The 26,212-nt window shown below is 65.4% G+C and carries 22 protein-coding genes; 10 read left to right on the top strand and 12 right to left on the bottom strand.

Going from position 1 to position 26,212, the window contains the following annotated elements; translation table 11 throughout:
* Positions 1 to 42: 42 nt before the first annotated feature.
* Genes ACIPHN_RS04690 through ACIPHN_RS04680 form a run of 3 tightly spaced genes read right to left on the bottom strand, consistent with a single transcriptional unit; the run spans position 43 to position 5,959 of the window.
* Entirely contained in the window at positions 43 to 1,566 is a 1,524-nt protein-coding gene (locus tag ACIPHN_RS04690) for an efflux transporter outer membrane subunit (protein WP_400433473.1), read from the bottom strand.
* Positions 1,566 to 4,721 (bottom strand): efflux RND transporter permease subunit, encoded by a 3,156-nt coding sequence (locus ACIPHN_RS04685; RefSeq protein WP_400433470.1) that lies wholly within the window; start codon positions 4,719 to 4,721, stop codon positions 1,566 to 1,568. The genes ACIPHN_RS04690 and ACIPHN_RS04685 overlap by 1 nt, the downstream gene beginning before the upstream one ends.
* An 11-nt stretch (positions 4,722 to 4,732) precedes the next feature.
* Entirely contained in the window at positions 4,733 to 5,959 is a 1,227-nt protein-coding gene (locus ACIPHN_RS04680; protein ID WP_400434050.1) for an efflux RND transporter periplasmic adaptor subunit, read from the bottom strand.
* 297 nt (positions 5,960 to 6,256) lie between these two features.
* Here ACIPHN_RS04680 and ACIPHN_RS04675 point away from each other — a divergent pair, with 297 nt between their 5' ends.
* On the top strand, positions 6,257 to 7,717 hold the full coding sequence (locus tag ACIPHN_RS04675; protein WP_400433467.1) for an ATP-binding protein: 1,461 nt from the start codon (positions 6,257 to 6,259) through the stop codon (positions 7,715 to 7,717).
* Positions 7,714 to 8,448: a response regulator gene (locus tag ACIPHN_RS04670; RefSeq protein WP_400433464.1), complete on the top strand. Its 735-nt coding sequence runs from the start codon at positions 7,714 to 7,716 to the stop codon at positions 8,446 to 8,448. The genes ACIPHN_RS04675 and ACIPHN_RS04670 overlap by 4 nt, the downstream gene beginning before the upstream one ends.
* 54 nt (positions 8,449 to 8,502) lie before the next feature.
* Here the strand turns inward: ACIPHN_RS04670 and ACIPHN_RS04665 are convergent, their stop codons facing one another.
* From ACIPHN_RS04665 to ACIPHN_RS04650, 4 genes are all read right to left on the bottom strand, one after another.
* Positions 8,503 to 10,053, bottom strand: a complete 1,551-nt coding sequence (locus ACIPHN_RS04665; protein WP_400433461.1) for a methyl-accepting chemotaxis protein — start codon at positions 10,051 to 10,053, stop codon at positions 8,503 to 8,505.
* 173 nt (positions 10,054 to 10,226) lie between these two features.
* The gene (locus ACIPHN_RS04660) at positions 10,227 to 11,717 is read right to left on the bottom strand and encodes an efflux transporter outer membrane subunit (protein ID WP_400433458.1); all 1,491 of its coding nucleotides are present in this window, start codon (positions 11,715 to 11,717) and stop codon (positions 10,227 to 10,229) included.
* Entirely contained in the window at positions 11,714 to 12,931 is a 1,218-nt protein-coding gene (locus tag ACIPHN_RS04655) for an efflux RND transporter periplasmic adaptor subunit (RefSeq protein ID WP_400433455.1), read from the bottom strand. Before ACIPHN_RS04655 ends, ACIPHN_RS04660 begins: the two co-directional genes overlap by 4 nt.
* Before the next feature lie 3 nt (positions 12,932 to 12,934).
* The gene (locus ACIPHN_RS04650; protein ID WP_400433452.1) at positions 12,935 to 16,135 is read right to left on the bottom strand and encodes an efflux RND transporter permease subunit; all 3,201 of its coding nucleotides are present in this window, start codon (positions 16,133 to 16,135) and stop codon (positions 12,935 to 12,937) included.
* 397 nt (positions 16,136 to 16,532) lie between these two features.
* Between ACIPHN_RS04650 and ACIPHN_RS04645 the strand changes: the two genes are divergently transcribed.
* Positions 16,533 to 17,405, top strand: a complete 873-nt coding sequence (locus tag ACIPHN_RS04645) for an oxygenase MpaB family protein (protein ID WP_400433449.1) — start codon at positions 16,533 to 16,535, stop codon at positions 17,403 to 17,405.
* A gap of 7 nt (positions 17,406 to 17,412) precedes the next feature.
* Here ACIPHN_RS04645 and ACIPHN_RS04640 read toward each other — a convergent pair whose 3' ends face one another.
* Genes ACIPHN_RS04640 through ACIPHN_RS04630 form a run of 3 tightly spaced genes read right to left on the bottom strand, consistent with a single transcriptional unit; the run spans position 17,413 to position 19,032 of the window.
* Complete coding sequence (locus ACIPHN_RS04640; RefSeq protein ID WP_400433446.1) at positions 17,413 to 17,796, bottom strand: c-type cytochrome; 384 nt, start codon at positions 17,794 to 17,796, stop codon at positions 17,413 to 17,415.
* A gap of 22 nt (positions 17,797 to 17,818) precedes the next feature.
* The gene (locus tag ACIPHN_RS04635; RefSeq protein WP_400433443.1) at positions 17,819 to 18,610 is read right to left on the bottom strand and encodes a DUF2145 domain-containing protein; all 792 of its coding nucleotides are present in this window, start codon (positions 18,608 to 18,610) and stop codon (positions 17,819 to 17,821) included.
* Between the two features lie 11 nt (positions 18,611 to 18,621).
* The gene (locus tag ACIPHN_RS04630) at positions 18,622 to 19,032 is read right to left on the bottom strand and encodes a hypothetical protein (RefSeq protein ID WP_400433440.1); all 411 of its coding nucleotides are present in this window, start codon (positions 19,030 to 19,032) and stop codon (positions 18,622 to 18,624) included.
* A 200-nt stretch (positions 19,033 to 19,232) separates the two neighbouring features.
* Between ACIPHN_RS04630 and ACIPHN_RS04625 the strand changes: the two genes are divergently transcribed.
* Positions 19,233 to 19,976: a helix-turn-helix domain-containing protein gene (locus ACIPHN_RS04625; RefSeq protein ID WP_400433437.1), complete on the top strand. Its 744-nt coding sequence runs from the start codon at positions 19,233 to 19,235 to the stop codon at positions 19,974 to 19,976.
* Positions 19,977 to 20,006: 30 nt separating this feature from the next.
* Here the strand turns inward: ACIPHN_RS04625 and ACIPHN_RS04620 are convergent, their stop codons facing one another.
* Positions 20,007 to 20,354: a DMT family protein gene (locus ACIPHN_RS04620; RefSeq protein ID WP_400433434.1), complete on the bottom strand. Its 348-nt coding sequence runs from the start codon at positions 20,352 to 20,354 to the stop codon at positions 20,007 to 20,009.
* Between the two features lie 251 nt (positions 20,355 to 20,605).
* On the opposite strand from ACIPHN_RS04620, the gene ACIPHN_RS04615 reads away from it, so the two are divergent.
* From ACIPHN_RS04615 to ACIPHN_RS04590, 6 genes are all read left to right on the top strand, one after another.
* Positions 20,606 to 21,211: a TetR/AcrR family transcriptional regulator gene (locus ACIPHN_RS04615; RefSeq protein ID WP_400433431.1), complete on the top strand. Its 606-nt coding sequence runs from the start codon at positions 20,606 to 20,608 to the stop codon at positions 21,209 to 21,211.
* A 249-nt stretch (positions 21,212 to 21,460) separates the two neighbouring features.
* Positions 21,461 to 22,126 carry a DUF3313 domain-containing protein gene (locus tag ACIPHN_RS04610; RefSeq protein WP_400433428.1) on the top strand — a complete coding sequence of 222 codons (666 nt, stop codon included), beginning with the start codon at positions 21,461 to 21,463 and terminating at the stop codon, positions 22,124 to 22,126.
* 8 nt (positions 22,127 to 22,134) lie between these two features.
* Positions 22,135 to 22,800, top strand: a complete 666-nt coding sequence (locus ACIPHN_RS04605; protein WP_400433425.1) for a paraquat-inducible protein A — start codon at positions 22,135 to 22,137, stop codon at positions 22,798 to 22,800.
* A 21-nt stretch (positions 22,801 to 22,821) separates the two neighbouring features.
* Positions 22,822 to 23,463, top strand: coding sequence for a paraquat-inducible protein A (locus ACIPHN_RS04600; protein ID WP_400433422.1), 642 nt, complete (start codon positions 22,822 to 22,824; stop codon positions 23,461 to 23,463).
* 153 nt (positions 23,464 to 23,616) lie between these two features.
* Positions 23,617 to 23,949: an SMR family transporter gene (locus ACIPHN_RS04595; protein WP_400433420.1), complete on the top strand. Its 333-nt coding sequence runs from the start codon at positions 23,617 to 23,619 to the stop codon at positions 23,947 to 23,949.
* Between the two features lie 71 nt (positions 23,950 to 24,020).
* Positions 24,021 to 25,541, top strand: coding sequence for a diguanylate cyclase (locus ACIPHN_RS04590; protein ID WP_400433417.1), 1,521 nt, complete (start codon positions 24,021 to 24,023; stop codon positions 25,539 to 25,541).
* Between the two features lie 12 nt (positions 25,542 to 25,553).
* Here ACIPHN_RS04590 and ACIPHN_RS04585 read toward each other — a convergent pair whose 3' ends face one another.
* Positions 25,554 to 26,123, bottom strand: a complete 570-nt coding sequence (locus ACIPHN_RS04585; protein ID WP_400433414.1) for a TetR/AcrR family transcriptional regulator — start codon at positions 26,121 to 26,123, stop codon at positions 25,554 to 25,556.
* Positions 26,124 to 26,212: the final 89 nt, after the last annotated feature.

Raw genomic sequence — 26,212 nt, 5'->3', positions numbered from 1 at the left:
GCCAACCCGTCGCGGCGCTTTTTTTCTGCATGGCCAAAGACCTCAGGAAGACGGCTTGCCACCCTGCTGCGCACTGGCCGATGAGGGCGTGGCGCTCTGTTCGTTCCAGCCACCACCCAACACCTTGTAGAGCGTGATGCGGTTGCTCTGCTCGGTCAGCCGCAGCGAGATCAGCGTCTGCTGCGCCGAATACAGCGTGCGCTGCGCCACCAGCGTGCTCAGGTAGCTGTCGATGCCATTCTTGTAGCGCGCCTCGGAGAGGCGGAAAGCCTTCTCGCTGGCCGCTGTCGAGCGCGACTGGGCATCCAGGCGCTGGTCCAGCGTCGCCCGCACCGACAGCGCATCGGCCACTTCGCTGAAGGCGGTCTGGATCGCCTTCTCGTAGTTGGCCACATCGATGTCACGCGTGATCTTGGCCGAGTCCAGGCTGGCACGCAGGCTGCCGGCATTGAAGATGGGCAGCTTGATGGACGGCGCGAAACTCCAGGAACCACTCCCCGGATTGAACAGGCCACCCAGCGTGGGACTAGCCGTGCCGCCGCTGGCGGTGAGCGTAATGCTGGGGAAGAAGGCCGCGCGCGCCGCACCGATATCGGCATTGGCCGACTTCAACGTGTGTTCGGCGGCCAGCACGTCGGGCCGGCGCAGCAGCACTTCCGAGGGCAGTCCGGCGGGCGTGGCCGGCAGCACGCTGGCGGTCTGCGGCAAGCCTTGCGGCAGCAACTTCTCATCCACATCGCCGCCCACCAGCAGGCGCAGGGCATTGATGTCCTGTGCCACCTGGCTGGTATAGCGAGCCACGTCGGCACGGGCCGATTCCACGGTGGCTTCCTGGCTGGCCAGGTCCACTCCGGAGACAGTGCCGATGTCGTGACTGCGCTGGCTCAGCGCATAGGTGCGCGACTGGCTGGCATAGGTATCCTCGGCCAGCCGCAACAGGTCGCGGTCCGAGGCCAGCGTCAGCCAGGCGGTGGCGACTTCGGCCACCAGGCTGATGTGCGTGCTGCGGCGGGTCTCGACCTGGTACTGGTAGGTTTCCAGGGCGGCATCCGAGAGGTTCTTGAGGCGACCGAAGAAATCCAGCTCATAGGCGCTCACGCCCAGCGTCACGCTGTCCTGGTGCGACACCGTGGCGCGACCGGTGGAGGACAGGCTGGCCGGCGTGCGGCTGGCCGAGCCACTGCCGGTGGCCGAGATGGCCGGATAGCGGTCGGCGTCGGTGATGCGGTATTGCGCACGCGCCTTCTCGATATTGAGAGCGGCCACGCGCAGGTCGCGGTTGTTCTCCAGTGCGCTGGCGATCACCTGCTGCAAGCGCGTATCGAGGAAGAACTGGCGCCAGCCCAGCTGGTCGGCATCGGTGCTGGCGCCGGCGGCAGGGGTGACGCCGCGGGCAGCCACGATCTGCTTGCCATCGACCTGCTGCGACCAGTTGGCCGGCACCGGCGCGGCCGGTTGTACATAGTCGGGCGCCAGGTTGGCGCAACCACCCAGGGCAGTGGCCAGGGCCACCACCAGGACGCTGCGTTGCAGGAAGGATCGGTGTCGGATGTTCAGGGTAGGCATCACACGCCCTCCTTGTGGTTGGCATGATCGTCAGCCGGGTGCGCCTTCTTGCTGGCGCGGCGATCCAGCCAGGTGCCGATCAGGTAATAGAACAGGGGCACGAAGAAGATGCCCAGCAGGGTCGCCGACATCATGCCGCCCAGCACACCGGTACCGATGGCGCGACGGCTGGCCGAACCGGCACCGCTAGCCACCGCCAGCGGCAGCACGCCGAACATGAAGGCCAGCGACGTCATCAGGATGGGCCGCAGGCGCAGCTGCACCGCCTCCAGTGTGGCATCCCACAGGCTCTTGCCGGACTCGTGCAACTGCTTGGCGAATTCCACGATCAGGATCGCGTTCTTGGCCGACAGCCCCACCGTGGTCAACAAACCCACCTGGAAGTACACGTCGTTGGACATGCCGAAGATCCCCGTCAGCAGCACGGTACCGATGATGCCCAGGGGCACGGCCAGGATCACCGCGAAAGGCACCGACCAGCTCTCATAGAGCGCGGCCAGGCACAGGAAGACGAACAGGATGGAAATCGCATACAGCATCGGCGCCTGGTTGCCCGAGAGCCTTTCCTGATAGGACGAACCGGTCCATTCGAAACCGACCCCGGCCGGCAGTTGCGCCACCAGCTTCTCGACGGCGGCCATGGCCGTGCCCGAGCTCACACCCGCGGCCGGCTCACCGACGATCTCGAAGGAAGACACGCCGTTGTAGCGCTCCAGCAGCGACGGGCCGTAGGTCCACTGACTGCTCATGAAGGCCGAGAACGGCACCATCTGGCTGGCCGAGTTGCGCACATACCAGCGCTTGAGGTCGTCGGCCTGCATGCGGAAGCCGCTATCGCCCTGCACATAGACCTTCTTGACGCGGCCATTGCTGAGGAAGTCGTTGACGTAGGTGCCGCCCATGGCGGTAGCCAGGGTGGCGTTGATGTCCGAGGTCGAGACCGACAGCGCATCAGCCTTGCGGTCATCGATGGCCACGCGCAGCTGCGGCGTGTCATCCAGGCCGGTGGTACGCACGTTGGCCAGCGCCGGGTTCTGGCGCGCCAGTTGCAGGAACTGGTCACGCGCCTGCAACAGCGCATCGTGGCCGACGCCGCCCACATCCTTCAATTCCAGGTCGAAGCCGGAGCTCTGGCCCAGGCCACGCACGGCCGGCGGGTTCATCAGGAACACCCGTGCGCCACGGATCTTGGAGAGGTCCGCATTGGCACGACGCACCAGCTCGGAAGCCGACTGGCCGGCACCGGTACGCTGGTCCCATTCCTTCAAGCGGATGAAGGCACGCGCACCGTTCTGGCTGTTGCCGCCCACGCCGGCACCGACGATGGCCAGAACCGAGTCCACCGATTCGGGCTTGTTCATGAAGTATTCCTGCACCGTCTTGACCACGGTCGCGGTCTGCTCGGCGGTAGCGCCCGTGGGCAGCTGGATCTGCGCCATCAGCACGCCCTGGTCTTCTTCCGGCAGGAAGGAGGTCGGCAGGCGCATGAACAGCACGGCCATGGCCACGGCGATCAGGGCATACATCAAGAGGCCGCGCTTGCCACGCTTGAGCAGGCCACCCACGCCGCCCTGGTAGCGCGTGGCGCTACGGTCGAAGCTGCGGTTGAACCAGCTGAAGAAGCGGCCCTGCTGCACATGGCCGGGCGCATGGGGCTTGAGCAGGGTGGCGCACAGCGCCGGGGTCAGGGTCAGCGCCACCATCACCGAGAGTGCCATGGCCGAGACGATGGTGATGGAGAACTGGCGATAGATCACACCGGTGGAACCACCGAAGAAGGCCATGGGGATGAACACCGCCGAGAGCACCATGGCGATCCCCACCAGGGCACCGGTGATTTCCTGCATGGACTTGCGCGTGGCGTCCTTGGCACTGAGCTTTTCCTCGCTCATGAGTCGCTCGACGTTTTCCACCACCACGATGGCATCATCCACCAGCAAGCCGATGGCCAGCACCATCCCGAACATGGTCAGGGTGTTGATGGAATAGCCGAACATGGCGAGGATGCCGAAGGTCCCCAGCAACACCACCGGCACGGTGATGGCCGGGATGAAGGTGGCGCGGATGTTCTGCAGGAACAGGTACATGATCAGCACCACCAGCACGATGGCTTCGATCAGGGTCTTGACCACTTCTTCCAGCGACACCCGCACGAAGGGCGTGGTGTCATAGGCGACATTGGTCTTCAGCTTCATGGAGGCCGGGAAGTACGGTTCCAGTTCGGCCATCTTCTTCTTGACCGCATCGGCGGTGGAGAGCGCATTGGCGCCGGTGGCCAGCTGGATGGCCAGCGCCGAGGAAGGCTTGCCGTTCTGCTGGGAGGCGACCTGGTAGCTCTCGCCACCCAGTTCCACCCGGGCCACGTCGGAGAGCTTCACCACCGAGCCATCGGAGGACGATTTGACGATGATGTTGCGGAACTCCTCCGGTGTGGTCAGCTTGCTGCGCGCGGTGATGGTGGCGTTGATCTGCTGGCCGGGCACCGCCGGCAGCGCGCCGATTTCGCCCGCCGACACCTCGGTGTTCTGCGCCTCCAGGGCGCTGGTGATATCGGAAGGCATCAGCGCATACTTCTGCAGCTTGGCCGGATCGATCCACACGCGCATGGCGTAGTTGGTCCCGAAGGCGGTGACGTCGCCCACGCCTTCGACACGGCTGATCTGGTCGGTCAGCGTGCTGCTGATGAAGTCACCGATATCGATGCTGGTGATGCGCGGATCATCCGAGGTCAGCGACAGCACCATCAGGATGTCGGTAGAGGCCTTGGTCACCGTCACGCCATTGTTCTGCACCGCCTGCGGCAGGCGCGCCGTGACCTGTTGCAGCTTGTTCTGCACCTGCATCTGCGCCACGTCGGCATTGGTGCCGGCGGTGAAGGTCAGCGCCACCGTGGCACTGCCGGCCGAGCTGGAGCTGGCCGACATGTATTGCAGGTTGTCCAGGCCCTTCATCTGCTGCTCAATGACCTGGGTCACCGAGTCTTCCAGCGTCTTGGCTGAGGCACCGGTATAGGTGGCCTTGATGTTGACCTTGGGTGGGGCGATGTCGGGATACTGTTCCAGCGACAGCGAACGGATCGACATCATGCCCCCCAGCATGATGATGATGGCGATGACCCATGCAAAGATGGGCCGGTCGATAAAGAAACGTGCCATGTGCGCCTCGCTTACTTGGACTGGGCGCCGGTGGCGGCGGTGCTGGTGCTGTTGGTGGTGGCATCAGCGTTATCGGCGGCACCGCCCAGCGAGGGATCGGCGGCGGCAGCGGCGGCTTCGCGGGCCAGGTCCTTCTTCAGCGATTCGGTCACATCGATGGCGCGCGGGGTGTCACCGGTGCGGATCTTCTGCAGGCCATCGACGATGAGCTTGTCACCCTCCTTCAGACCCTTGCTGATCCACCAGTTGTTGCCCACGGCACGCGCTACCGTCACCAGGCGCTGCTCCACCTTGCCATTGGCGCCCAGCACCAGGGCCGTGGCCGCGCCGGTCTGGTCGCGGCTGACTGCCTTCTGCGGCACCAGCAGGGCTTGCTCGTCCACGCCCTCTTCCAGCACGGCACGCACATAGGCGCCCGGCAGCAGCACGCCATCCGGATTGGGGACGACCGCGCGCAGGGTGATCATGCCGGTGCCGGTATCGACCGACAGGCCCGAGAATTCCAGCTTGCCGCTGCGCTCGTAGGTGGAACCGTCTTCCAGCACGATCTTCACCTGGGCCGCGTTCTCGCCGCTCTTCCTGATCTGGCCGCTGGCCAGTTCACGACGCAAGCGCAAGAGGTCCACGCTGGACTGGGTCACGTCCACGTAGATGGGATCGATCTGCTGCACCGTGGTCAGCGCCGTGGTCTGGCTGGCGGTCACCAGCGCACCGGGGGTGACGGAGGATTTCTCGATGCGGCCGGTAATGGGCGACAGGATCCTGGTGTACTGCAGGTTGATGGCAGCGGTCTGCACGGCCGCCTGCTGCACGGCCACGTCGGCCTGGTTCTGGCGCAGGGTGCTCTGGGCATCGTCGTTGTCCTGCTTGGCGACGGCGTCGATCTTGTCCAGTTCGGCATAGCGCTGGGCCTTCAGCTTCGAGGATGCCAGCGTGGCTTCGGCCTTCAGCAACGAAGCGCGGGCGCTGTCATAGGCGGCCTGGTAGCTGGCCGGGTCGATCTGGTACAGCGGCTGGCCAGCCTTGACGTTGGCGCCTTCCTTGAACAGGCGCTTCTGGATGATGCCACCCACCTGCGGACGGATATCGGCCGCTAGGTAAGCGTTGGTGCGACCGGGCAGTTCGGTGGTGACCGCCTGGCGCTGGGCCTTGACCACCACATAGCCGACTTCGGCCTGGGTCTGGCCGGGGGTCTGGTTGCCGGACTTGGAGCAGGCCGCCAGGGCGGTGGCCAGCATCAGGGCCAGGGCCAGCCGCGCCGGGGCCTGGCGGAAAATGGAACGGGGGGTGGAGCTGGAGGTGGAGCGCAAATCGATGGTCTGGTTGGGCATCTTGTGAGGCTTTCTGCCCGCCCCACAAGCCAGGTGTGGCCAGGGTCCGGGCGCAATGAGCTATCGGACTTGCGATTGTGGACAACAAATGTGAGGGAAAAATGAGCAATGTCCACAATGCAACATCAGCTCACGAAGCCACCCACCTGCCCCGCTTATCTTGCTAAGCTCATGGCTGGTTCCTTCTGCCCATGCCTGCCCGTCGTGTCCAAGTCCATTGCCCATTCGATCGCGGATCTGTCTGACCGCTTCTTCTATCGTGCCAACATCCGCCTCAAGCTGTTCTACGCGATGCTGGCGCTGATCGTGGCATTGATCGTGGCCATCAATGGCGCCAGCCACTACATCTTCAACCGCGACTTCCTCGGCTACCTCAACGAGCAGGCGCAACAGCGCATGGAAGACATGGTCCCGCGCCTGGAACAGGCCTATCGCGAACACGGCAGCTGGGATTTCATCCGTGGCCAGCCGCGCACCTGGTTCGACCTGATGAAACCGGCCATCGTCGAACACAATGGCGTGGCCGCCACCCAGGGGCCGCCCATGAGCGCCTCCGACCTGACCGGTGCGACGCTGCGCTTCTCGCTGCTGGACGCCAATCGCAAGCTGGTCATCGGCTATCCCTATGTCGGCCCCGATGCTCGGCTGCGCCCGCTGCTGCAGGATGACACCATCATCGGCTGGGTCGCGCAGACGCCCTTCGAGACCGTCATCGGCGCCATCGACCTGCGTTTCCAGCAGAGCCAGTTCGCTGCCCAGATCGTCATCGCGGTCGTCGCCGTGATGCTGGCGGCCTTCATGGTGGTGCGCATCTCGGGTGTGCTCACGCGTCCACTCACGCGCGTGGCGCGCGCCACCCACCGCCTGGCCGGGGGCGACTATGCGACCCGCGTCGAGGTCGAGTCGGGCGACGAGGTGGGCCGTCTGGCGCATGACTTCAACCAGCTGGCCATGACGCTAGAACGCAATGAAAAACTGCGGCGCGAATTCATGGCCGATGTCTCCCACGAATTGCGCACACCGCTGGGCATCCTCAACGGCCAGCTTGAAGCACTGGAAGATGGCGTCATGCAGCCCGATACCCAGACCCTGCGGTCTCTGAAGAGCGAGGTCGAACACCTCAACAAGCTGGTCGGCGATCTCTACGACCTGTCGCTGGCCGATGCCGGCGCGCTCACCTATCGCAAGGCCGACATCGACCTGGCGCCGCTGCTGCGCGATTCGGTACAGGTCTATGCAGACCGCTTTGCCATGCGTGACATGACGCTGGTGGCCGACCTACCGCAGACCATGCCGGTGCATGCCGATGGCGCGCGCCTGCAGCAGCTTTTCAACAACCTCTTCGAAAACAGCCTGCGTTATACCGATGCCGGTGGCCGGCTGGAATTGCATTGCCGGCTGGAGCAGCAATGCTGGCGCCTGTATGTCGATGACAGCGAACCGGGGGTGCCGGGCGAGGTGATGGCGCGCCTGTTCGAGCGCTTCTTCCGGGTCGAGACCTCGCGCAACCGCGCCAGCGGTGGCGCCGGTCTGGGGCTGGCGATCTGCCGCCGCATCGTCGAGGCGCATCAGGGCAAGATTGCTGCGACTGCCTCGCCGCTGGGCGGCTTGCGGGTGACGGTGGAATTGCCAGCCGGTTTCGCCACTGCACCGGAGCAGGCATGAGCGACGACTTCCAGTTCCAGGCACCGGCCAGCGCCGAGATCCTCATCGTCGAGGACGAACCCAAGCTGGCCGAGCTGTTGCAGAAATACCTGGCCGCTGCCGGCTATGGCGCACGCCACGTCGCGCGCGGCGACCAGGCGCTGGACGCCGTGCGGGAACGCCGGCCCGACCTGATACTGCTCGATATCATGTTGCCCGGCCTGGATGGCTGGGAGATCTGCCGCCAGTTGCGTACCTTCTCGGATGTGCCGGTGCTGATGCTGACCGCCCGCGCCGAAGAGGAAGACCGCCTGCGCGGCCTGGAGCTGGGTGCCGACGATTACATCAGCAAGGCGCCCTTCTCGCCACGGGAAATCGTCGCGCGGGTCAAGGCCATGCTGCGGCGGAACCGCCACCTGCAACGCCTGGGCGGACCGGTCGACGCCACCGACACGGCGACGTCACCGCTCCTGATCGATGAACTGCGCCACCAGGCCAGCGTGCGCGGCGAAGCGCTCAACCTGACGCCGCTGGAGCTGCGCCTGCTCAAGACCTTCGCCGATGCGCCCGGCCAGGTGTTCTCGCGCGAGCAATTGCTGAACCATCTGCACGACGACGACCGCTCCGTCACCGACCGCGCCATCGACACCCACATCAAGAACCTGCGGCGCAAGCTGGAGCCCTTCTTTCCGGGCCACAACGCCATCCAGGCGGTCTATGGCGTGGGGTACTGCTTCGAATTGCCGGCATGAAAAAAGCCGGCGGCCGGATTTCCCGGCGGCCGGCCTGACTTGCCGTGTGAGGTCTCAGCGCTGGATCTTGAACACGCTGACCACGTCCGACAGGCGCCCTGCCTGATCCTGCAGGGATTGCGCGGCAGCGGCCGCCTCTTCCACCAGGGCGGCGTTCTGCTGTGTCACTTCATCCATCTGCGTGATGGCGCGGTTGATTTCCTCGATGCCGGTGCTCTGTTCGTGGCTGGCCGCGCTGATCTCGGCCACCACGTCGGTGACGCGGCGCACGCTGGCGACCACCTCGCTCATGGTGGAACCGGCGCGCTCCACCAGCTGGCTGCCGGCGCCGACCTTCTCCACCGAGTCATCGATGAGCTGCTTGATCTCCTTGGCCGCCGCCGCCGAACGCTGGGCCAGCGAACGCACCTCGGAGGCCACCACCGCAAAGCCGCGCCCCTGCTCGCCGGCACGGGCCGCTTCCACGGCCGCATTCAGGGCAAGGATATTGGTCTGGAAGGCGATGCCATCGATGACCGTGATGATGTCGGCAATGCGGTTGGAACTCTCGGTGATGCCTTCCATGGTCTGCACCACCTGGCTGACCACTTCGCCGCCCTGGCTGGCGATGTCGGACGCCGAGGCCGCCAGCTGGTTGGCCTGGCGCGCATTGTCGGCGTTCTGCTTGACGGTGGAGGTCAGTTCTTCCATGGCCGAGGCGGTCTCTTCGAGCGAACCGGCCTGCTCTTCCGTGCGCGAGGACAAGTCCAGGTTGCCGCTGGCGATCTCCTGCGAGGCAGTGCTGATGGTGTCGGTACCGGTGCGTACCTCGGCGACGATCTTCAGCAGGCTGTCGTTCATGGCGCGCAGGGAATGCATCAGCATGCCGGTTTCATCGGTGCTGGTGGCGCGGATCTGCACCGTCAGGTCGCCCTGCGCCACGCGCTCGGCCACCGCCACGGCTTCATTGAGCGGACGTGCGACCGCGCGCGCCACCATGATGGCCAGGCCAAAGGCGATCACCACGATCAGCGCCAGCAAGACCCCGATCCAGCGGATGGCCGACTGGAAGACCTCGTCGGCGGCCTTGTCCGAGCGTGCGCTGCCGGCGTCGTTGACCTTGATGATCTCATCCATGCTCTCGATCATGCTGCGGAAGGTCTTGTTGGAATCGCCCTTGAAGAGCGTGCGGGCCTCTTCCGTCTGTCCGTCGCCGGAGATCTGGGCCAGCTTCTTGTCGATCTCCAGGTAGGCGGCAAAGTTCTTGGAAAACTTTTCGTAGATCGCCTTCTCTTCCGCCTCCGAGATCAGGGCCTCGTAGCTGGCACGCTGCTTGGCCAGGATGTCCAGGCGCGCCTTGATGGCCTTGATGGCCTCCTCGCGCTCGGCCGGATTGACCGCCGTGATCATCTGCAGCTCCGAAATACGCATGCGCGGCAACGAAGCCTGCAAGACCTGGGCTGCCTTGATACTGGGTAACCAGTTGCTGGCAATGTCGGTAGAAGCCTGGTTGACCATCTTGAGTTCGCGGATGGCGAACAGGCCCAGAATCACAGTCAGGACTATGACGGCCGCAAAGGACAAAATTAACTTCTTGGCTATCTTTAGATTATTGAACCAATTCATGTCTGCCTCGTTTTCTTATCACTGTGAAATCTGACCACAGCTGATTCTAGGCAGGACATGTCAGCCCCAAATCGTTGATTATGTGGGGCTTTACGGGGCAATTGCCGCGCCGGAGGGGCGCTGCTGACGGGGCTGTCAGAAACGACGCAAAACTGGTCTTACCATCTGATCAGTTAGTTCTCTTGCGATGATAAAGTTACTTTTCCAACAATGGGTGCGTCCGCCTGTCCCTCGCCCTGGAGACGTTCTTGCCAGTCGCCCCCCAGTGCCTTGATCAGGAATACCGAACTGAGCAGGCGCTGCCCCATCAATTGGGCCGCCTGGCGCTCGCTGTTGAGCAGGCTCTGTTGCGCGGTGATCACATCCAGGTAGGGAGTCGCGCCACCTTCGTAGCGGCTGTTGGCGATATCGAGCACCTTGCGGGCACTGCCGATGGCCGATTGTGCCTGGCTATAGGCACGGTCCAGGGCGGCGATGCCGGTGATGCCATCTTCCACTTCCTGCATGGCGGTCAGCACCGTGCGCCGGTAGGTCGCCAGCGCGGCTTCATAACCGGCCTTGCTGAAATCCACCCCGGCGCGCAGGCGGCCACCATCGAACAGGCTCTGCGTGGCCGATACCCCCAGCGACCACAGCACGCTGGGCGCATTGAAGAGCGAGGCCCAGTTGCGGCTGTCCACGCCATACGAGGGTTGCAGCATGAAGCTGGGATAGTAGGCCGCGCTGGCCACGCCGATCTGTGCATTGGCCGCAGCCATGGCGCGCTCGGCCGAGGCGATGTCGGGACGACGCTCCAGCACATCCGACGGCACCCCCAGCGGGATGGCCGGCAGCCGGATCGCCGTCAGCGAGGGCGCGATGACAAAGCCGGGGGCGGGCGTGCCGGTCAGCGTGGCGATGGCATGCTCGTACTGGGCGCGCTGGCGGCCCAGCACATCGACCTGGGTCAGGGTGTTATCCAGCAAGGCTTGCTGCTGGGCCACATCCAGGCCGGAGGTGGCGCCCAGGTCGTGGCGCGAGGTGGCCAGTTCCAGGGCCTTGCGCTGCAGGGCGATGGCGCGCTGCACCACGTCAAGCTCGACATCCAGCTCGCGCAGGTTGAAGTAGTTGCTGGCCAGGTCGGCGGTGAGCAAGAGGCGGGTGTTTTCCAGGTCGGCCGCCGATTGCTGCGCCGAGGCACCGGCGGCTTCCACCGAGCGCTGTACACGCCCGAAGAAATCCATCTCGTAGCTCACGTTCAGGCCCAGTGCAAAATCGTTCTGCACCGTGGCGTAGTTGGGCGAGTTGTAGTTGGTCAGCGGACGGTTGGCCGAGATGCGGCCCCGCGCGGCACGCGTGGACAGACCCACCTGCGGCGCCTGGGCTGCCCCGGCCACGTTGAGCTGGGCACGCGCCTGGGCCAGCCGGGCGGTGGCAATGGCCAGCGTCTGGTTACCGGCCAGCGCCTGTTGCTGCAGCGCATTGAGCTGGGCGTCGCCGAAGCGCTCCCACCAGGGACCGCGCACCGTCGCATCCTGCGGCTGCATGCTGCGCCAGGGGGCCTCGGGAGTCCAGGCCGCCGGCAGGTCCAGCGCCGGCTTGTGGTAATCCGGACCGCTGGCGCAACCGGCCAGGGCCAGCGCGGCAGCCATCGCCAGCGCCCTCAGGCGCGGCTGCCGCCTCATGATGCGGCCTTCTTCTTGGCGCCGTCCTGCTTGTCCTGGGTGGGCTCGACCTGGTCGCCCTCAGCCAGCGAGTCCGAAGGATTGAGGATCAGCTTTTCATCGCCCTTCAGTCCATCCAGCACTTCCACGGTTAGGCCGAAGTTGCGCCCCAGCTTGACCGGCTTCAGACGTACCTTGTTCTGCGCATCGACCGCTGCCACCAGCGAACCATCGCGGCGGAACATCAGCGTATCGGCCGCCACCAGCAGCGCGCCACTGGGTTTCAGCGGCAGCGCCACCTGCACGAAGGCGCCCGGCAGGAGCGCATTGTCGGCATTGGGCAGGCTCACCTCGATCTGCATGGAGCGCGTCGCCGGGTCGATGGAGCCGGCCGTGCGCGCCACCTTGCCGTCGAACTTGCGGCCACGCAGCTCGGCCTGGGTCACCACCACCTGCTGGCCGGGCTTGACCAGGTTGGCATAGGACTGCGGCACATTCACATAGACCCGCAGCGGATCAGTCTGCGAGAGCACGAAGAGGGCCCGGCCGGCGCCCGGGTCGATCAGGTCGCCCACGTCCACGTTGCGGCGCGTGATGATGCCCGAGAAGGGCGCCACGATACGCTTGAAGCCTTCCACCTGGCGCAGGCGCTCGACGTTGGCGTCCGCCGCGGCCAGGTTGGAATTGGCCTGGGCGTAGGCACTGCGGCGTTCATCGAGCTCCTGCTGGGACACCGCATCCTTCTTGCGCAGGGCTTCCCAGCGCGCCATCGAACTCTTGGCCAGGTCCGTGCTGGAAGCAGCCTGCTGACGCGCGGCAAGGGCCTGGGACAGTTGCTGGTCGATTTCCGGGGTATCCAGTTCGGCCAGCAGATCGCCCTTCTTCACCTCGGCGCCGATGTCCTTGTACCAGCGCTTGAGGTAGCCGCCCGAACGCGCCGAGATGGGTGACTGCACGAAGCCCTGCAAGGTCCCCGGCAGGGCCAGCGTCTGGCCGTCGGCACTGCTGCGTGCCTCGGTCACGCGCACGAAGATCTTGGCGCGCTCGGCGGTGCCGGCTTGCAGTTCACGGGCGTTGGCCACGCGGCTGACGATGGTGCGCGCCGCACCGGCGGCCAGCAGCACCAGGACCACCAGCGTCACCAGGCGGGCGCGCTTCATCATCTGCTGGCGCTGGAGGGGTTCGGCATCCTCGACGGAATGGATGCCAAGTTCGGAATGACGATCATGCGACATGGTTCAGGACTCCTGATGCGCTGGTCCGCCGGCGGCAGGATGCGCGGTATTGCCGCGCTTGTCCGCCCGCCGGGCCAGTCTCTGATGCACACCGGCAAACACCACCGGCACGAAGAACAAGGTCGATACGGTGGCCAGCAGCAGGCCCCCGATCACGGCGCGCCCCAGCGGCGCGTTCTGCTCGGCACCCTCGCCCAGGCCCAGCGCCATGGGGATCATGCCGATGATCATGGCCAGCGCCGTCATCAGGACCGGCCGGATACGGGTCGATCCCGCTTCCAGGGCGGCGGCCAGCGGCGTGGCGCCCTCCTCCTTGCGCTGGCGCGCGAAGGCGACGATGAGGATACTGTTGGCCGTGGCCACGCCCATGGTCATGATGGCCCCGGTCAGGGCCGGCACCGACAGCGTGGTGCCGGTGATGAAGAGCATCCAGGCAATGCCCGCCAGCGCCGCCGGCAAGGCCGCGATGATGATGGCGGCGTCGATCCACGACTGGAAGTTCACCACCACCAGCAGGTAGACCAGCACGATGGCCATGGCCAGGCCGACGCCCAGGCCGATGAAGGACGACTGCATGGTCTCGACCTGGCCCCGGATGACCACCTGGCTGCCGCGCGGCAGCTTGGGCTTGATCTGCTCCACCAGCACCGAGACCTTGCCGGCCACGCTGGCCAGGTCGGTGCCCTGGACGCTGACGAAGACGTCGATGGCCGGCGAGATGTTGTAGCGCGAGGCCACCGCCATCTGGCGTCCGGCGCGCACATCGACCAGGTTGCCCAGCAGTTGCGGCGGCGTGGTGGCATTGGCGCCGGCGCCCACCGGGATATTGAGCAGGGAATCCAGCGAATCGACCTGGTATTGCGGCGACTGCACCGCGATGTTGTAGACCACGCCGTTGTTGGGATTCAACCAGAACGCCGGTTGCGTCTGCGAGCTGCCCGACAGCGCGATCAGGAGGTTCTGGCCGACGTTGGAAGCCGACAGGCCGAACTGCTGCAAGCGCGTACGGTCCATGCGCAGGTCCAGCGAGGGACCATCCAGACGCTGGTGGACGTGGGCGTCGACGGCGCCGGGGATCTGGCGGATCTGCTTGGTCAGCTCGGCGGCCAGGGCCGCATTGGCTTCCATGTTGGGTCCGGTGAATTGCACGTCGATGGCCGCCGGCAGGCCGAAGTTGAGGATCTGGGTGACGATGTCGGCCGGCTGGAAGAAGAACTCGATGCCGGGGAAGCGGCGCGGCAATTCCTCGCGCAGCATGGACACCAGCTGTTCGGTGGGCCGGTGGCCTTCCTTCAGGGCCATCAGCAGTTCGCCGTCCAGGGTGCCGATGGTGCCGGCATTGCTGTAGGACAGGTTGATGCCGGAGTTGGGCACGCCGAGGTTGTCGAGGATGGTCTCCAGCTCGCGCTCGGGGATGAGGCTGCGGATGGTGCGCTCAACCTCGTCGGCGGCACGCGCGGTTTCCTCGATGCGGGTGCCGGTGGGCATGCGCATGTGCAGGCGGATCTGGCCGCCATCGACAATGGGGAAGAAGTCGCGCCCGAGCATGGGATAGAGCAGGCAGGACAACAGGCAGAAGGCCAGGAAGCCCAGCGCGAAGCGGCGCCGGTGCGCCAGCAGCGAAGACAGCACCAGCGTATAGCCGCGCCGCACCCGCTCGAAGCGGTTGTCGAAGGCGCGATAGAGACGCTGCAGCAGGCTTTGCTTGGCGCCGTCGACCTGGCCATGGCTGCCCATGAGCAACATCACCAGCGTGGGCACCAGCGTGCGCGAGAGGATGTAGGAGGCCACCATGGCGAACACCACCGCCTCGGCCAGCGGCACGAACAGGAAGCGCGCCACCCCCGAGAGGAAGAACATCGGCACGAACACGATGCAGATGCATAGCGTCGCCACGAAGGCCGGCACGCCGATCTCGCCGGCACCGACGATGATGGCGTCGTGCAATGGCTTGCCCAGGTGCAGGTGGCGCTCGATGTTCTCGATGGTGACGATGGCCTGGTCCACCAGGATACCCACCGACAGCGCCAGGCCCCCCAGGGTCATGAGGTTCAGGGTCTCGCCCAGCGCGGCCAGCACCAGGATGGCGGTCATGATGGACAGCGGGATGGTCAGGCCGATGATGAGCGTGCTGCGCCAGTTGCCCAGGAACAGCAGCACCATGGCGGCGGTCAGGCCGGCGGCGATGAGCGCCTCGCTGATGACGCCGGTGACGGCGGCTTTCACGAACAGCGACTGGTCGAACAGCGGCGTGATCTTGAGGTCTTCAGGCAGGGTCTGGGCTGCCGTGGGCAAGAGCTTGCGCAGGTTGTCGACGATGTCCAGGGTGGAAGCGCCACCGTTCTTGAGGATGGACAACAGCACGCCGCGCGCGCCATCCTGGCGCACCACGTTGGTCTGGGGCGAGAAGCCGTCGCGTACGTTGGCCACGTCCTTGAGGTAGATGGTGGCGCCGTTGGCGGTGCGCACCGGCAATTCATTCAGGCCCGCCACCGCCTCAGGCGAGCCATTGATCTTGACCGAATACTCGGTGCCGCCGAACTTGGCGGTCCCCGACGGCAGGATCAGGTTCTGGGTATTGATGGCATTGACCACGTCGATGGGCGCGAGGCCGCGCGCCTGCATGGCCGGGGTATCCAGGTCCACCGAGATCAGGCGGGTCTTGCCGCCATAGGGATAGGGCACGGCCACGCCGGGGATGGTGATGAGCTGCGGGCGCAGCGTCTGCACGGCGGCGTCGAAGACGGCCTGCTCGGGCAGCGTGGGCGAGGATAGCGCCAGCTGCATCACCGGGATGCTGGAGGCCGAGTACTTGATCACCAGCGGCGGCGTGATGCCCGGCGGCAGCTGGCGGATCTGCGACTGCACCGACGCCACCACCTGGGAGATCGCCTGCTGGATGTTGGCCTTGGGCTGGAAGAACACCTTGATCACCGACACCCCGGCCAGCGATTGCGACTCGATGTGCTCGATGTCGCTGACCACGGTGGTGAGGCCCCGCTCGTTCTGGGCGGCGATGCGCAAGCCCATTTCCTGGGCCGACAGGCCGTTGTAGTTCCAGATGATGGAGACCACCGGGATATTGATCTCGGGGAAGATATCGGTGGCCATGTTCTTCAACGTCAATGGCGTAGCCAGCACGATGAGCAAGGCCATCACGATGAAGGTGTACGGGCGGCGCAACGCCAGCGCGACCATGTTCATGAACTGCGATCCCGGTGAGACGCAACAGCACGGCGGGGGCGCCTGCGCCCCTGCTTGTGGCCGGCGTCCCGCGACGTCCGGTCACTCTGTTCCGCTTTGCATTGTTCTATCGATCACGGCCTGGCGCGTTTCCCCGGGCGCCGGCCGTGCTCCCTGATGACGATGGTGCTTGCCGGGGCCGTTCTTTTGTAGGTGGCGGGCCGCCTGGCGAGGGCTATTGTAGCGGCCTGCGCGACTGCGTGCAGAGCGGCTTCGGGTATATTTTTTTCTGACAGAAATGTCAGTAAAGGCTTCTCACCGGATAGAAGCACAACAGGAAAAAACGACCCGATTGTGCAGCCGGCACGGGCGGCCCTGCTGTGGCACACTGCCCTTCTCTCTTCGCCCTCGCCACCCCATGGAATTCCTGCGTCATCGCATCGAGGCCAGCGTCCTGGCCATCAGCCGCCCTCCCGGCAGTGCCGATTTCCTGCAACCGCCCGGCGACCCCGGCCTGTTCGGGCCGGATTCGGCGGCCTGGCAGGTACACAGCGACTTCACCGCCATGCTCACCGGCGGCGTGGCGGCGCTGTTGTTGCAGATGCTGCATCCGCTGCCGCTGGCCGGGGTGTGGGACCATTCCAACTTCCAGGCCGACATGCTGGGCCGGCTGCGCCGCACCGCCCAGTTCATCGCCGGCACCACCTTCGGCAGCCGCGCCGACGCCGAGCGCCTGATAGAACGGGTGCGCAAGATCCACCTGGGCGTGACCGGCGTGGCGCCCGATGGCCGCACTTATGCGGCCAGCGACCCGGACCTGCTGACCTGGGTGCATGCGGCCGAGGTGTCGTGCTTCCTGCGCGGCTACCTGCGCTACCGCAACCCCGGCTTTGCCGCCGAGCGCCAGGATCGCTATTTCGATGAGATCGCCCTGGTCGCCGAGGCCCTGGGCGCGCGCGATGTGCCGCGTTCGCGCGCGGCGGTGGACGCCTATATCGAATCGATGCGGCCGCAGCTGGTCTGCGACGACCGTACCCGCCAGACCCTGCAGCTGGTGCTGGCGGCCCCTGCGCCCAATGCACTGGCCCAGCCCTGGACACGCCTGATGATGCGCGCCGGGGTGGACCTGCTGCCGCACTGGGCGCAGCAAATGCTGGGGGTCACGCCGCGCTCGCCGGCGCGCAGCGAACTGTTGCGCAAGTCAGTACTGGTGGCGGCCCAGCCGCTGCGCTGGGCGGTGCGCAACGGCTCCATCCACCTGGCGCGACAGCGCATGGGATTGCCGCCCTAGGCCCCCCTTACTGCGACTCGAAGCTGCGCAGATAGGCCAGGATATCGTCGATCTGGCGATCGCTGCCGATGCCCCAGAAACGCATCTTGTTGCCCGGCACCACATCGCTGGGGGCCTTGAGGAAGGCACGCAGCTTGTCTTCGGTCCAGACGAAGTTGGCACCGGCCATCGCCGGTGAATACTTGAAGTCGCCGGTGGAACCGGCCTTGCGCCCGATCACGTTGCTCAGTTGCGGCCCGAAGCCAGCGCGCGCCGACGGCCCGACCTGATGGCAGCTGGCGCACTTGGCGAAGGCGGCGCGACCGGCAACGGCGTCGCCGGCCGCCAGGGCGGCGGGGCCCGCCAGTGGCAGGCAGATCAGGAAGACAGCGAGGTGAAAGACCGGGCGCATGGGGTGCAATGCGAGACTCTGCTTATTGGATGACGAAGTGGCTGGCCTCGATGCCCGTCTTCTGCAGGAAGGACAGCACCGAGTCGGCCGTGGTGGTCTCGATTCTATCGCTGAAGCGCAATGCCGTGGGATGGTCGTCGAAGGCGATGTTGGCCTTGAACATGCGACCGCCCAGGCGGGTCAGCGGTCCCAGGTTCAGGGTGTCGGGCGCATAGTCCTTGAGCTTGAGCCAGGCCTGGGCCTGTTCGCGGCTGGCGATCTGCGGCTCCATGGCATGCGCCAGCGTCTCGGTCACCCACTGGTTGGACTGCTGGTACTGCGTGGCCCAGGGATAGGCCAGCATGTTGTAGCGCGGCTCATGCATGCGGGTGGCCTGCGAACGGCTGATGGCCACGCGCAGCTTTTGCTGCACCTCCGGCTGCGGTACGACGACATAGGCTTCCAGGCGATAAGGACTGTCCATGAAGAACTGTCCCAGGCCCTGTTCATAGATGTTGCTCACGGCGGTACCGCATTCGTTGAGCTTGTGGACCACGAACCACTGGTCGCCATCGCGATAGGCTATCCCCAGGTGCGAATAGCGCTGGTGGTACTTGCTCAGGTCCTGGCCGATGCGGCCGATGATGACCACGTCCGCGCCGCTGGCGTTGAGGCGTCCCACGGTCTTGACCGCCATGTCCAGTTGCTGGCGGACCGCATCCAGCTGCGGCACCTGCTGTTCGCAGGACTGGCCCGCATGGGCCGACAGGGGCAAGGTGGCGGCCAGCAGCAGAGTCAACGCCAGGCGCTTGCAGGAAGAGAGATCGATGCGCATGCTGTGGCTCCTCAGGACAGCTTGTCGCTCTTGAGCAGGGCGCGGCCCAGGGCATTGGGGATGATCGCCAGCACCTTGCCCGACGCCACCAGCAGCGTGCCCGAGGCGGTCGTCACGAAGCTCACCGACTCACCCACGCCCACCGAGGCCGCGCCGCTGACATTGCCGGCCACGGTGATGGAGCCGCGCACGCCGTCGCTGAGGTTTTCCAGCACATAGACGGTGCCACGGCCCGAGGCTTCCACGCCCTTGACCACATAGTGACCAGACTCCGAGATGAAGGCCGCCGGCACCATCACCGAGATCGCCACCGAGACGGCGGAGGCTTCGCTGGCGGTGGATTGGGCATGGACCGGCGCGGCCAGCAGGGCAGCGACCAGGGTGCAGGACAGGGTCAGGTGACGCAGCAGGGGGTTCTTCATGATGGCTCCTCGAAAACGTAGGTAGTTGGTCTGGTCTGTTCCGTTGTCGCCGGCGGTACTGCTGTGTTGCTGCGACGACGGAACGCACTGTAACCAAGGGCGGTGGTCTTGTTGAGCATTTCGTCGGAAAACGCGCTTTCCGTCTCGAATGGTATCGAAATACAATACCGGCACACTCACCGGGAAAGCGGAGGAAGAACATGGCCCAGGCCGAATCGCTGGTCAATGCACTGAAAAACGTCCTCAAGGCGCGCGGCATCACCTACGCCCAGCTGGCCAAGTCGCTGGGCCTGAGCGAGGCCAGCATCAAGCGCGTCTTCGCCGAGCGCAGTTTCACGCTGGAGCGGCTGGACCAGATCTGTACCCTGCTGGGCATGCAGATCAGCGACCTGGCGCGCATGATCGCGGCCGAGCAGCCGGTACCCACGCGCCTGACGGTGGAACAGGAAAAGAAGCTGGTGGCCGATCCCCGCCTGCTGCTGGTGGCCGTGCATGCCTTGCATCAGTGGTCGCTGGAGGAGATGGTGGAGACCTTTGCGCTCAGCCGTGCCGACGTCATCCGCCTGCTGGCGCGGCTGGACAAGCTGGGCATCCTCGACCTGATGCCCAACAACCGCATCCGGGTGCGGGTATCGCCGGATTTCACCTGGCTGCCGGGCGGCCCCATCCAGCAATATTTCCGCGACCAGTTGCGCAATGATTTCTTCAATTCCCACTTCGACCAGCCCGGGGAAAAGATGGTCATGGTCAGCGGCACCCTCTCCGAGCAGAGCAACGCCGCCATCCAGCGCGCCATGAACCGGCTCTCGGCCGAATTCCTGGCGGCCCACCAGCAGGATCTGGCGCTGCCGCTGGCACGCCGCACCGGCTCGGCGATGATCGTGGCGCTGCGGCCCTGGTCACCGCGTCAGTTCGTCGAACTGCGCCGGCCGGCCGAGGAATGAATCCAGGCCGCAAGGACTGCCTGCGCGTGATCAGCCTATCGGCCCCTTGAAGATGAAGAAGGCCCCCAGGCAAATGAAGGCAAACCCGACCAGGTGGTTGATGGTGAACTGCTCGCCCAGGTAAAGCACGGAAAACACCGAGAACACCACCAGCGTGATGACTTCCTGCATGGTCTTGAGTTCGGCGGCGTTGTAGACCGCGTGGCCGATGCGGTTGGCCGGCACGGCGAAACAGTATTCGGCCAGGGCGATGAGCCAGCTGACCAGGATCACCAGGTACAGGGGCCGGTTCTCGAACTTGAGATGGCCGTACCAGGCAAAGGTCATGAAGACGTTGGAGATGAGCAGGAAGACGATGGGCAGGATTTTTGGCGACATGGTTTCTTGTTATTCATCAGCATGGAAAAAGAGAAGACGGACTGGCCCGCATCGGCGGCTGCATGGTGCGCTCTTGCAGGCACATCCTGATCTCCGACTGTACAACGCTTGCCGGCGGCGTGCGCGGATGGGGAGTACCAGCAACATGGACCGCCCGAGCAGCGCCGGGTTCCGACGGCGCGGTTTGCGCTGGCCCCGATATAGCGCTATCGTCCGGTACTTCGCGCATCGTTCAAGGCTTGTCGCCGCATATGGAAAATACCGTCCGTTCCGAAAAATCCCGGCAGCTCATCATCCAGGCCGCCCTCGCCGTCATCGACCGCGACGGCGCCAACCGGCTGACCATCGATGCGATCGCGCGCGAAGCCGGCATCAGCAAGGGCGGCGTGCTGCATCACTTCCGCACCAAGCAGGCCGTGCTGATCGCGCTGCTGGACAACCAGCGCACCGAATACGCCCGCTTCGCCCGCGACTATCTGGAGCATGACGGCCGCGACTCCGGCGAGCCTTCGCTGGCAACCCAGATCGCCATCCTGCGCGAAGCGACCAAGCAACCGCAGTCGGTCGCCCTGGCGATCCTCGGCGCCATCGGCGAGCAACCCTCGCTGCTCGATGGCCTGCGCGACGCCGAGGCGCTCAACGTGGCCGCCATCCGCCAGGAGTCGGCCGACCCCGACCTGGCCATCCTGCGCTGGAGCGCGGCGCGCGGGCTGTTGTGGACCTCGCTGTTCAACATGTGTCCCCTGAGCGAAGCCGAGCGCGAACAGTATTTCGCCCTGCTGCTCGACGAGGATCACTGGAACAAGCTGGCCGGCAAGACGACCAGGACCGGCAAGACCAGCCCCCGCACTCGCTGACCCACCCCCGGCTTGCGCTGACGCACGGGTGACCGGCGATAGAAAACCACGGTTACAATAAAAACCGTCTGGTTGGTTTGTAAATTGGCGATAAGCTGCTATAGTCCTTTCAGCCCTGTCGCCGGTGGCGTGCGTGTTTCCGGATCGTCCCCCGGACGGGAACGCGCGCGCCGCCGTGCGGGATGGCCTGTCCCGCCCGGCGCCTGTGCGACCGGGCGCTTGTACCGCATCCTGTAGAGGACTATCCCTATGCCTTCCATCCTGACGATGAAGCGTTCCGGCTTCGTCGCGCTCCTGTGCGCCCTGCTGACGGCGTGCGCCAGTTCGGACCCGGTCAAGTACACCGGCATCGACTCGGCCGCACAGCTCTCCAGCAACACCGGCGACCGTACCGGTCGCGTTCCCTTCAGCTACGAGCAGCCGGTGGACTGGAGCCGCTATCGCAGCGTGCAGGTGGCGCCGGTCATCGTCTATGGCGGCGCCGACCACCAGTTCGGCGACATGAGCGATGCCGACAAGGGCGCGTTGGCCAGCTACATGCAGCAACGCTTCGTCGATGCGCTGCGCCAGCGCTTCGCGCTCACGCAGACGCCACGCGACGATACCCTGCTGATCCGCCTCACCCTGACCGGCGCCAGGACCAATACCGCCGTGCTCTCCACGCTGACCCGTTTCGACATCGGTGGCGGTCTCTACAATGCGGTCCAGAACGCCCGCGACCGCGAAGCCATGATCGGCGGCTCGGTGATCTATGCCGTCGAGATCTACGATGCCCGCGATCGCCGACTGCTCAAGGCCTTCATCAGCAAGCAATACCCCAAACCCTGGGATATCGGCGCCAGCATGGGCGCGCTCAGCGCCTCCCGGGCCGGTATCGACAAGGGCGCCGAAGCGCTGGTGGCGCAGCTGCGATAGGCCGCTCCATGACTGCGCGCCCCGATGAGCCACCTGCTTCGCCCCCCTGGATCGCCGAGGCCACCCTGCAGGACCTGGTGGCCTGCCCCTGCTGCGACGGCATCCACCTGCGCGCGCCCTTGCAGGAGGGTGAAGCGGCGCTCTGCCAGCGCTGCGACGCCCTGCTCTATCGGGTCCCGGCCAGAGGTACTGACATGAGACTGCCGCTGGTGCTGGCGGCAGCCGTGTTCCTGGTGACCAGCCATCTCTGGCCCATCGCCGAGGTCAACCTGCAGGGCGTATCACTCCCGCTGACCCTGTGGGGCTGCATCGCACTGATGCAGGCTGGCCGCATGTTGCCCATCGCGCTGCTGATGCTGGTCACCACCATCGTGCTGCCAGCCATCGAACTCTCGCTCATGGTGGCCGGGCTCATCGCTCCACGCCCGCCGCGCCCGCCGCGCTCACCGTGCACGCCGCTCCTGGCCGGGCGCGGCCAGCGCCTGCTGCGCTGCTTGCGGCAACTGCGACCCTGGATCATCACCGAGCTCTACATGCTGGGCATGCTGCTGGCGCTGTACCAGGCCAGCGCCATGGGGACGCTCGTCATCGGCATCGCCGCCAGCGCCAGTGGCTTGCTGGCCATTGTGCTGGTAGCGATCCTGTTCCTGGACAGCGACCACCGCTGGCCATAGCCGGTGCCGGGGTACACGATCATGTCCGTCAATGTCTGCTCCGCCAGCACCATGGGATTGCTGAGCTGTCGCCAGTGCCAGCGCGTCCATGCGGACAGCATGGACAGCTTGCGCTGCCTGCGCTGCGGCCATCCTCTGCACCGCGCTCACGCGCTCAGCCTGACCCGCTGCGCCATGCTGCTGGCCATGGCCGCGCTGGCCTTTCTGGCTGCCGGGCTGCTGACCATGAGCGTGGCCGATGGCCCGGCCGGGCCGGTGCCGCGTCCGCTGATGGCCACCATCAGCGCCGGCTGGCATGCGGGCGACATGCTGGCGGTCATCCTGCTCACCGTCAGCGCCTTGCTCTTTCCGCTCTTGCGCCTGGGCCTGATGGCCATGTTGCTGCTGACGGCATGGCAAGGATGGCGCCAACCACCACGCCGTCTCGCCACGCTGCTGCGCTGGCAGACGGGTGCCAGCCGTTGCGCCATGCTGCCGCTGGTGATCGCCAGCCTGGCGGCCTCCTGCGCGGGGAGCGCAACGCCGCTGCATGTCCACCCCGGACCGGCGCTGCTGGTCCTGGCGCTATCGACGCTGCTGACCACGCTGGCCACGCGCATCTTCGATGCGCGCCTGCTATGGCATGACGCCGCAGGCCTGGCTCAGGCCCTATCGACTGAATGACCGAATGACCGAATGACCGAATAACCATCCGCTCCCGGGCGACTCCCGAGCAGTCCATCGAAACACCATCATCCCTCGGTATTATCGGTAGAGATCATCCCGGTCGATCTTCGTTGACCCTGGATGAGACGACTTTCCCTGTCAGGAGCCCTCATGTCTGCTTATCTCTCGCTCTCGGTGGCCATCATCGCCGAAGTCATTGCCACCACCGCGCTGAAATCCTCCCAGGGGTTCAGCCGCCTGCTGCCCGCCGCCATCGTGGTGCTGGGCTACGCCGTGTCGTTCTATTGCCTCTCGCTCACGCTCAAGACCATGCCCACCAGCGTGGCCTATGCGATCTGGTCAGGGGTGGGCATCGTGCTCATCACGCTGGCGGCCTGGCTGATCCACGGGCAGCGGCTGGACTGGCCGGCCGTGGCCGGCATCGGACTGATCGTGGCTGGGGTGATGGTCATCAACGTGTTTTCGTCCAGCGCGGCGCATTGATCGCGGGCCTGTTGCGGGCCATGGACGTTGCCTTGCGACAAGCTGGTTCATCCCCGGGATCTATGCGTTAATTGCGCCTGTATTCTCCGGGGGGAAATAAAATCAAGCAGTTGAAGAAATATCTGGCGCTGATCCTGGTCATCGCCGTCCTGATGGTCTTTGCCATCTGTGCCAGCACGCTTTACCAGAGCTATCGGCAGACCCGCCTGTCGGCCGTGGCCAATGCCGGCAACGTCACCCTCATTGCCCAGCGCGCCATTTCACGCAATATCGAAATGCTGTCGCTGTCGCTCGATACCCTGGCCTACCGCTACCTGCATCCGCTGGGAACGCTGCCCCTGTCTGACAGCCAGCGCTATGCCTATCTGTTTGGCAGCACCGCCAGCGTGAGCCATATCACGGTCATGGCCGTCATCGATGCCCAGGGGCAGGTGCGCGCCACCTCGCGGCGCAGCGCGACGCAGGTACGCCCCAACTACGCCGATCGCGCCTATTTCACCGTGCATCGTCTTCACCCCGAGACGGGCCTGTACATCTCGCGGCCCATCCAGGCCAGCCTGGGCAACGAGTTGCCGGTGGTGGTCCTGTCCAAGCGGCTGGCACGCGCCGATGGCAGCTTCGATGGCATCGTCGTCATGGCGCTGGACCTGGCTTATTTCCGCGATCTGTTCATGGGCCTGGCGCTGGGCGATGACGGCGTGATCTCGCTGTATTCGGATGAGGGCGTGGCCTACATGCGGGTCCCTTACCAGGCCGCCGTCATCGGCCGCGATCTCGGCAACAACGCCAACTACCTGCGCATCAAGTCCATGCTGGCCGAGGAGGATGGCAGCTTCTTTGCGCGCGCCACCACCGATGGCGTGGATAGGCTCTACACCTTCCGGCGCATTCCGGGTTCGCCGCTGATCGTGTTTGTCGGGCGCGCCGAGCAAGCGATCTTCAGGAACTGGCGCGAGACGCTCTATGCCGTCCTGTTGTCGCTGGCCGCCTTCACGGTCCTGGCCACCGCGCTGCTGCTGCATGTGCGCCAGGAATTGCGCAAGCGCGTCACGGCCGAAAAGCGGCTGGAGGAACTGGCCCGTACCGACAGCCTCACCGGGCTGCTGAACCGGCGCTCACTGGACGAAGCCTTGCGCACCACCTGGGAACGTTGTCTGCGCAATCCCAGCGCCAGCTTCTCGGCGCTGTTCATCGACGTGGATTATTTCAAGCTCTACAACGATACCTATGGCCATGAGATGGGCGATATCGTCCTGCAGGAAGTCGCCACGGCACTGACGGAAAACCTGCCGCGCCAGACCGACTGGGCCGGTCGCTATGGTGGCGAGGAGTTCGTGGTGCTGCTGGAGCAGACCGACGAGCACGGCGCGCTGCTGATGGCACACCGGCTGTGCGAGGCCGTCTACAGCCGCCTGATCGTGCATGCCGCCAGCCCCTTGCGGGTCGTGACGGTGAGTATCGGCGTGGCGACCCTGCGGCGGGAACGGCATCGCCGTGTCGAGGACGTGCTCAATGCCGCCGACGAAGCGCTCTACCTGGCCAAGAGTGCCGGGCGCAACCGCGTCTGCTTTGCCCATCCCGAGCAGCGCTGAACGCGGGCGGGCTCAGTCGTCCTGGGGCGCCAGCAGCATCTCCGGGATCGCCTTGATGGTGCGCACGAACACCGCCGTATTGCCCTGCGCGCGCGCCACCACCAGGGCGCCGTGCAACATCACCAGCCCATCCTCGGCGCGACGGGCGGCTTCGGCCGGCGCAATGCCGGCCTCTTCCAGCACCGCGGCGATGAGCTTGATGCCCTGGCCGATGCGCTGACGGAACTGCTGCTGGAAATAGCCCGCCGCCTCGCCGATGGTGAAGAGGTCGGTCAGGCAGGGCAGCGTCCCCTTGGCGTAGAACTCGCTGAGGGCCGCAAAGTAGCGCTTGATGCGCTTTTCCGGATCGCCACCACCTTGCAGCTGGGGAATCACCTTCTCCTGCATCCACGCACCGACCACTTCCATGGCCGCCAGGCCCATATCCACCTTGCCATTGGGGAAGTAGTGGTAGAGGCTGGACTTGCCCAGCCCGGTGGCCGCCGACAGGCTGGACAGGCTGGCGCCCTCGTAGCCGGAGCGGCGGAATTCGGCGAGCAGGCGTTGCGCAACTTCTTCGCGGGTGAGACTGGGTGCGGGCATGAGCTGGGTTTCCGGATCCGTAGCAGCTTAGCCACGGATGCATGAAGGTTGGAATCGGGTCGATTATAAGACTGCTGGCTCCCCAGGCG

This window comes from Herbaspirillum sp. NPDC087042 (assembly GCF_044745245.1).
Classification (GTDB): Bacteria; Pseudomonadota; Gammaproteobacteria; order Burkholderiales; family Burkholderiaceae_D; genus Herbaspirillum.
Note: the sequence above shows the minus strand (reverse complement) of the source record. Positions and strands in the feature narration are given on the sequence as shown.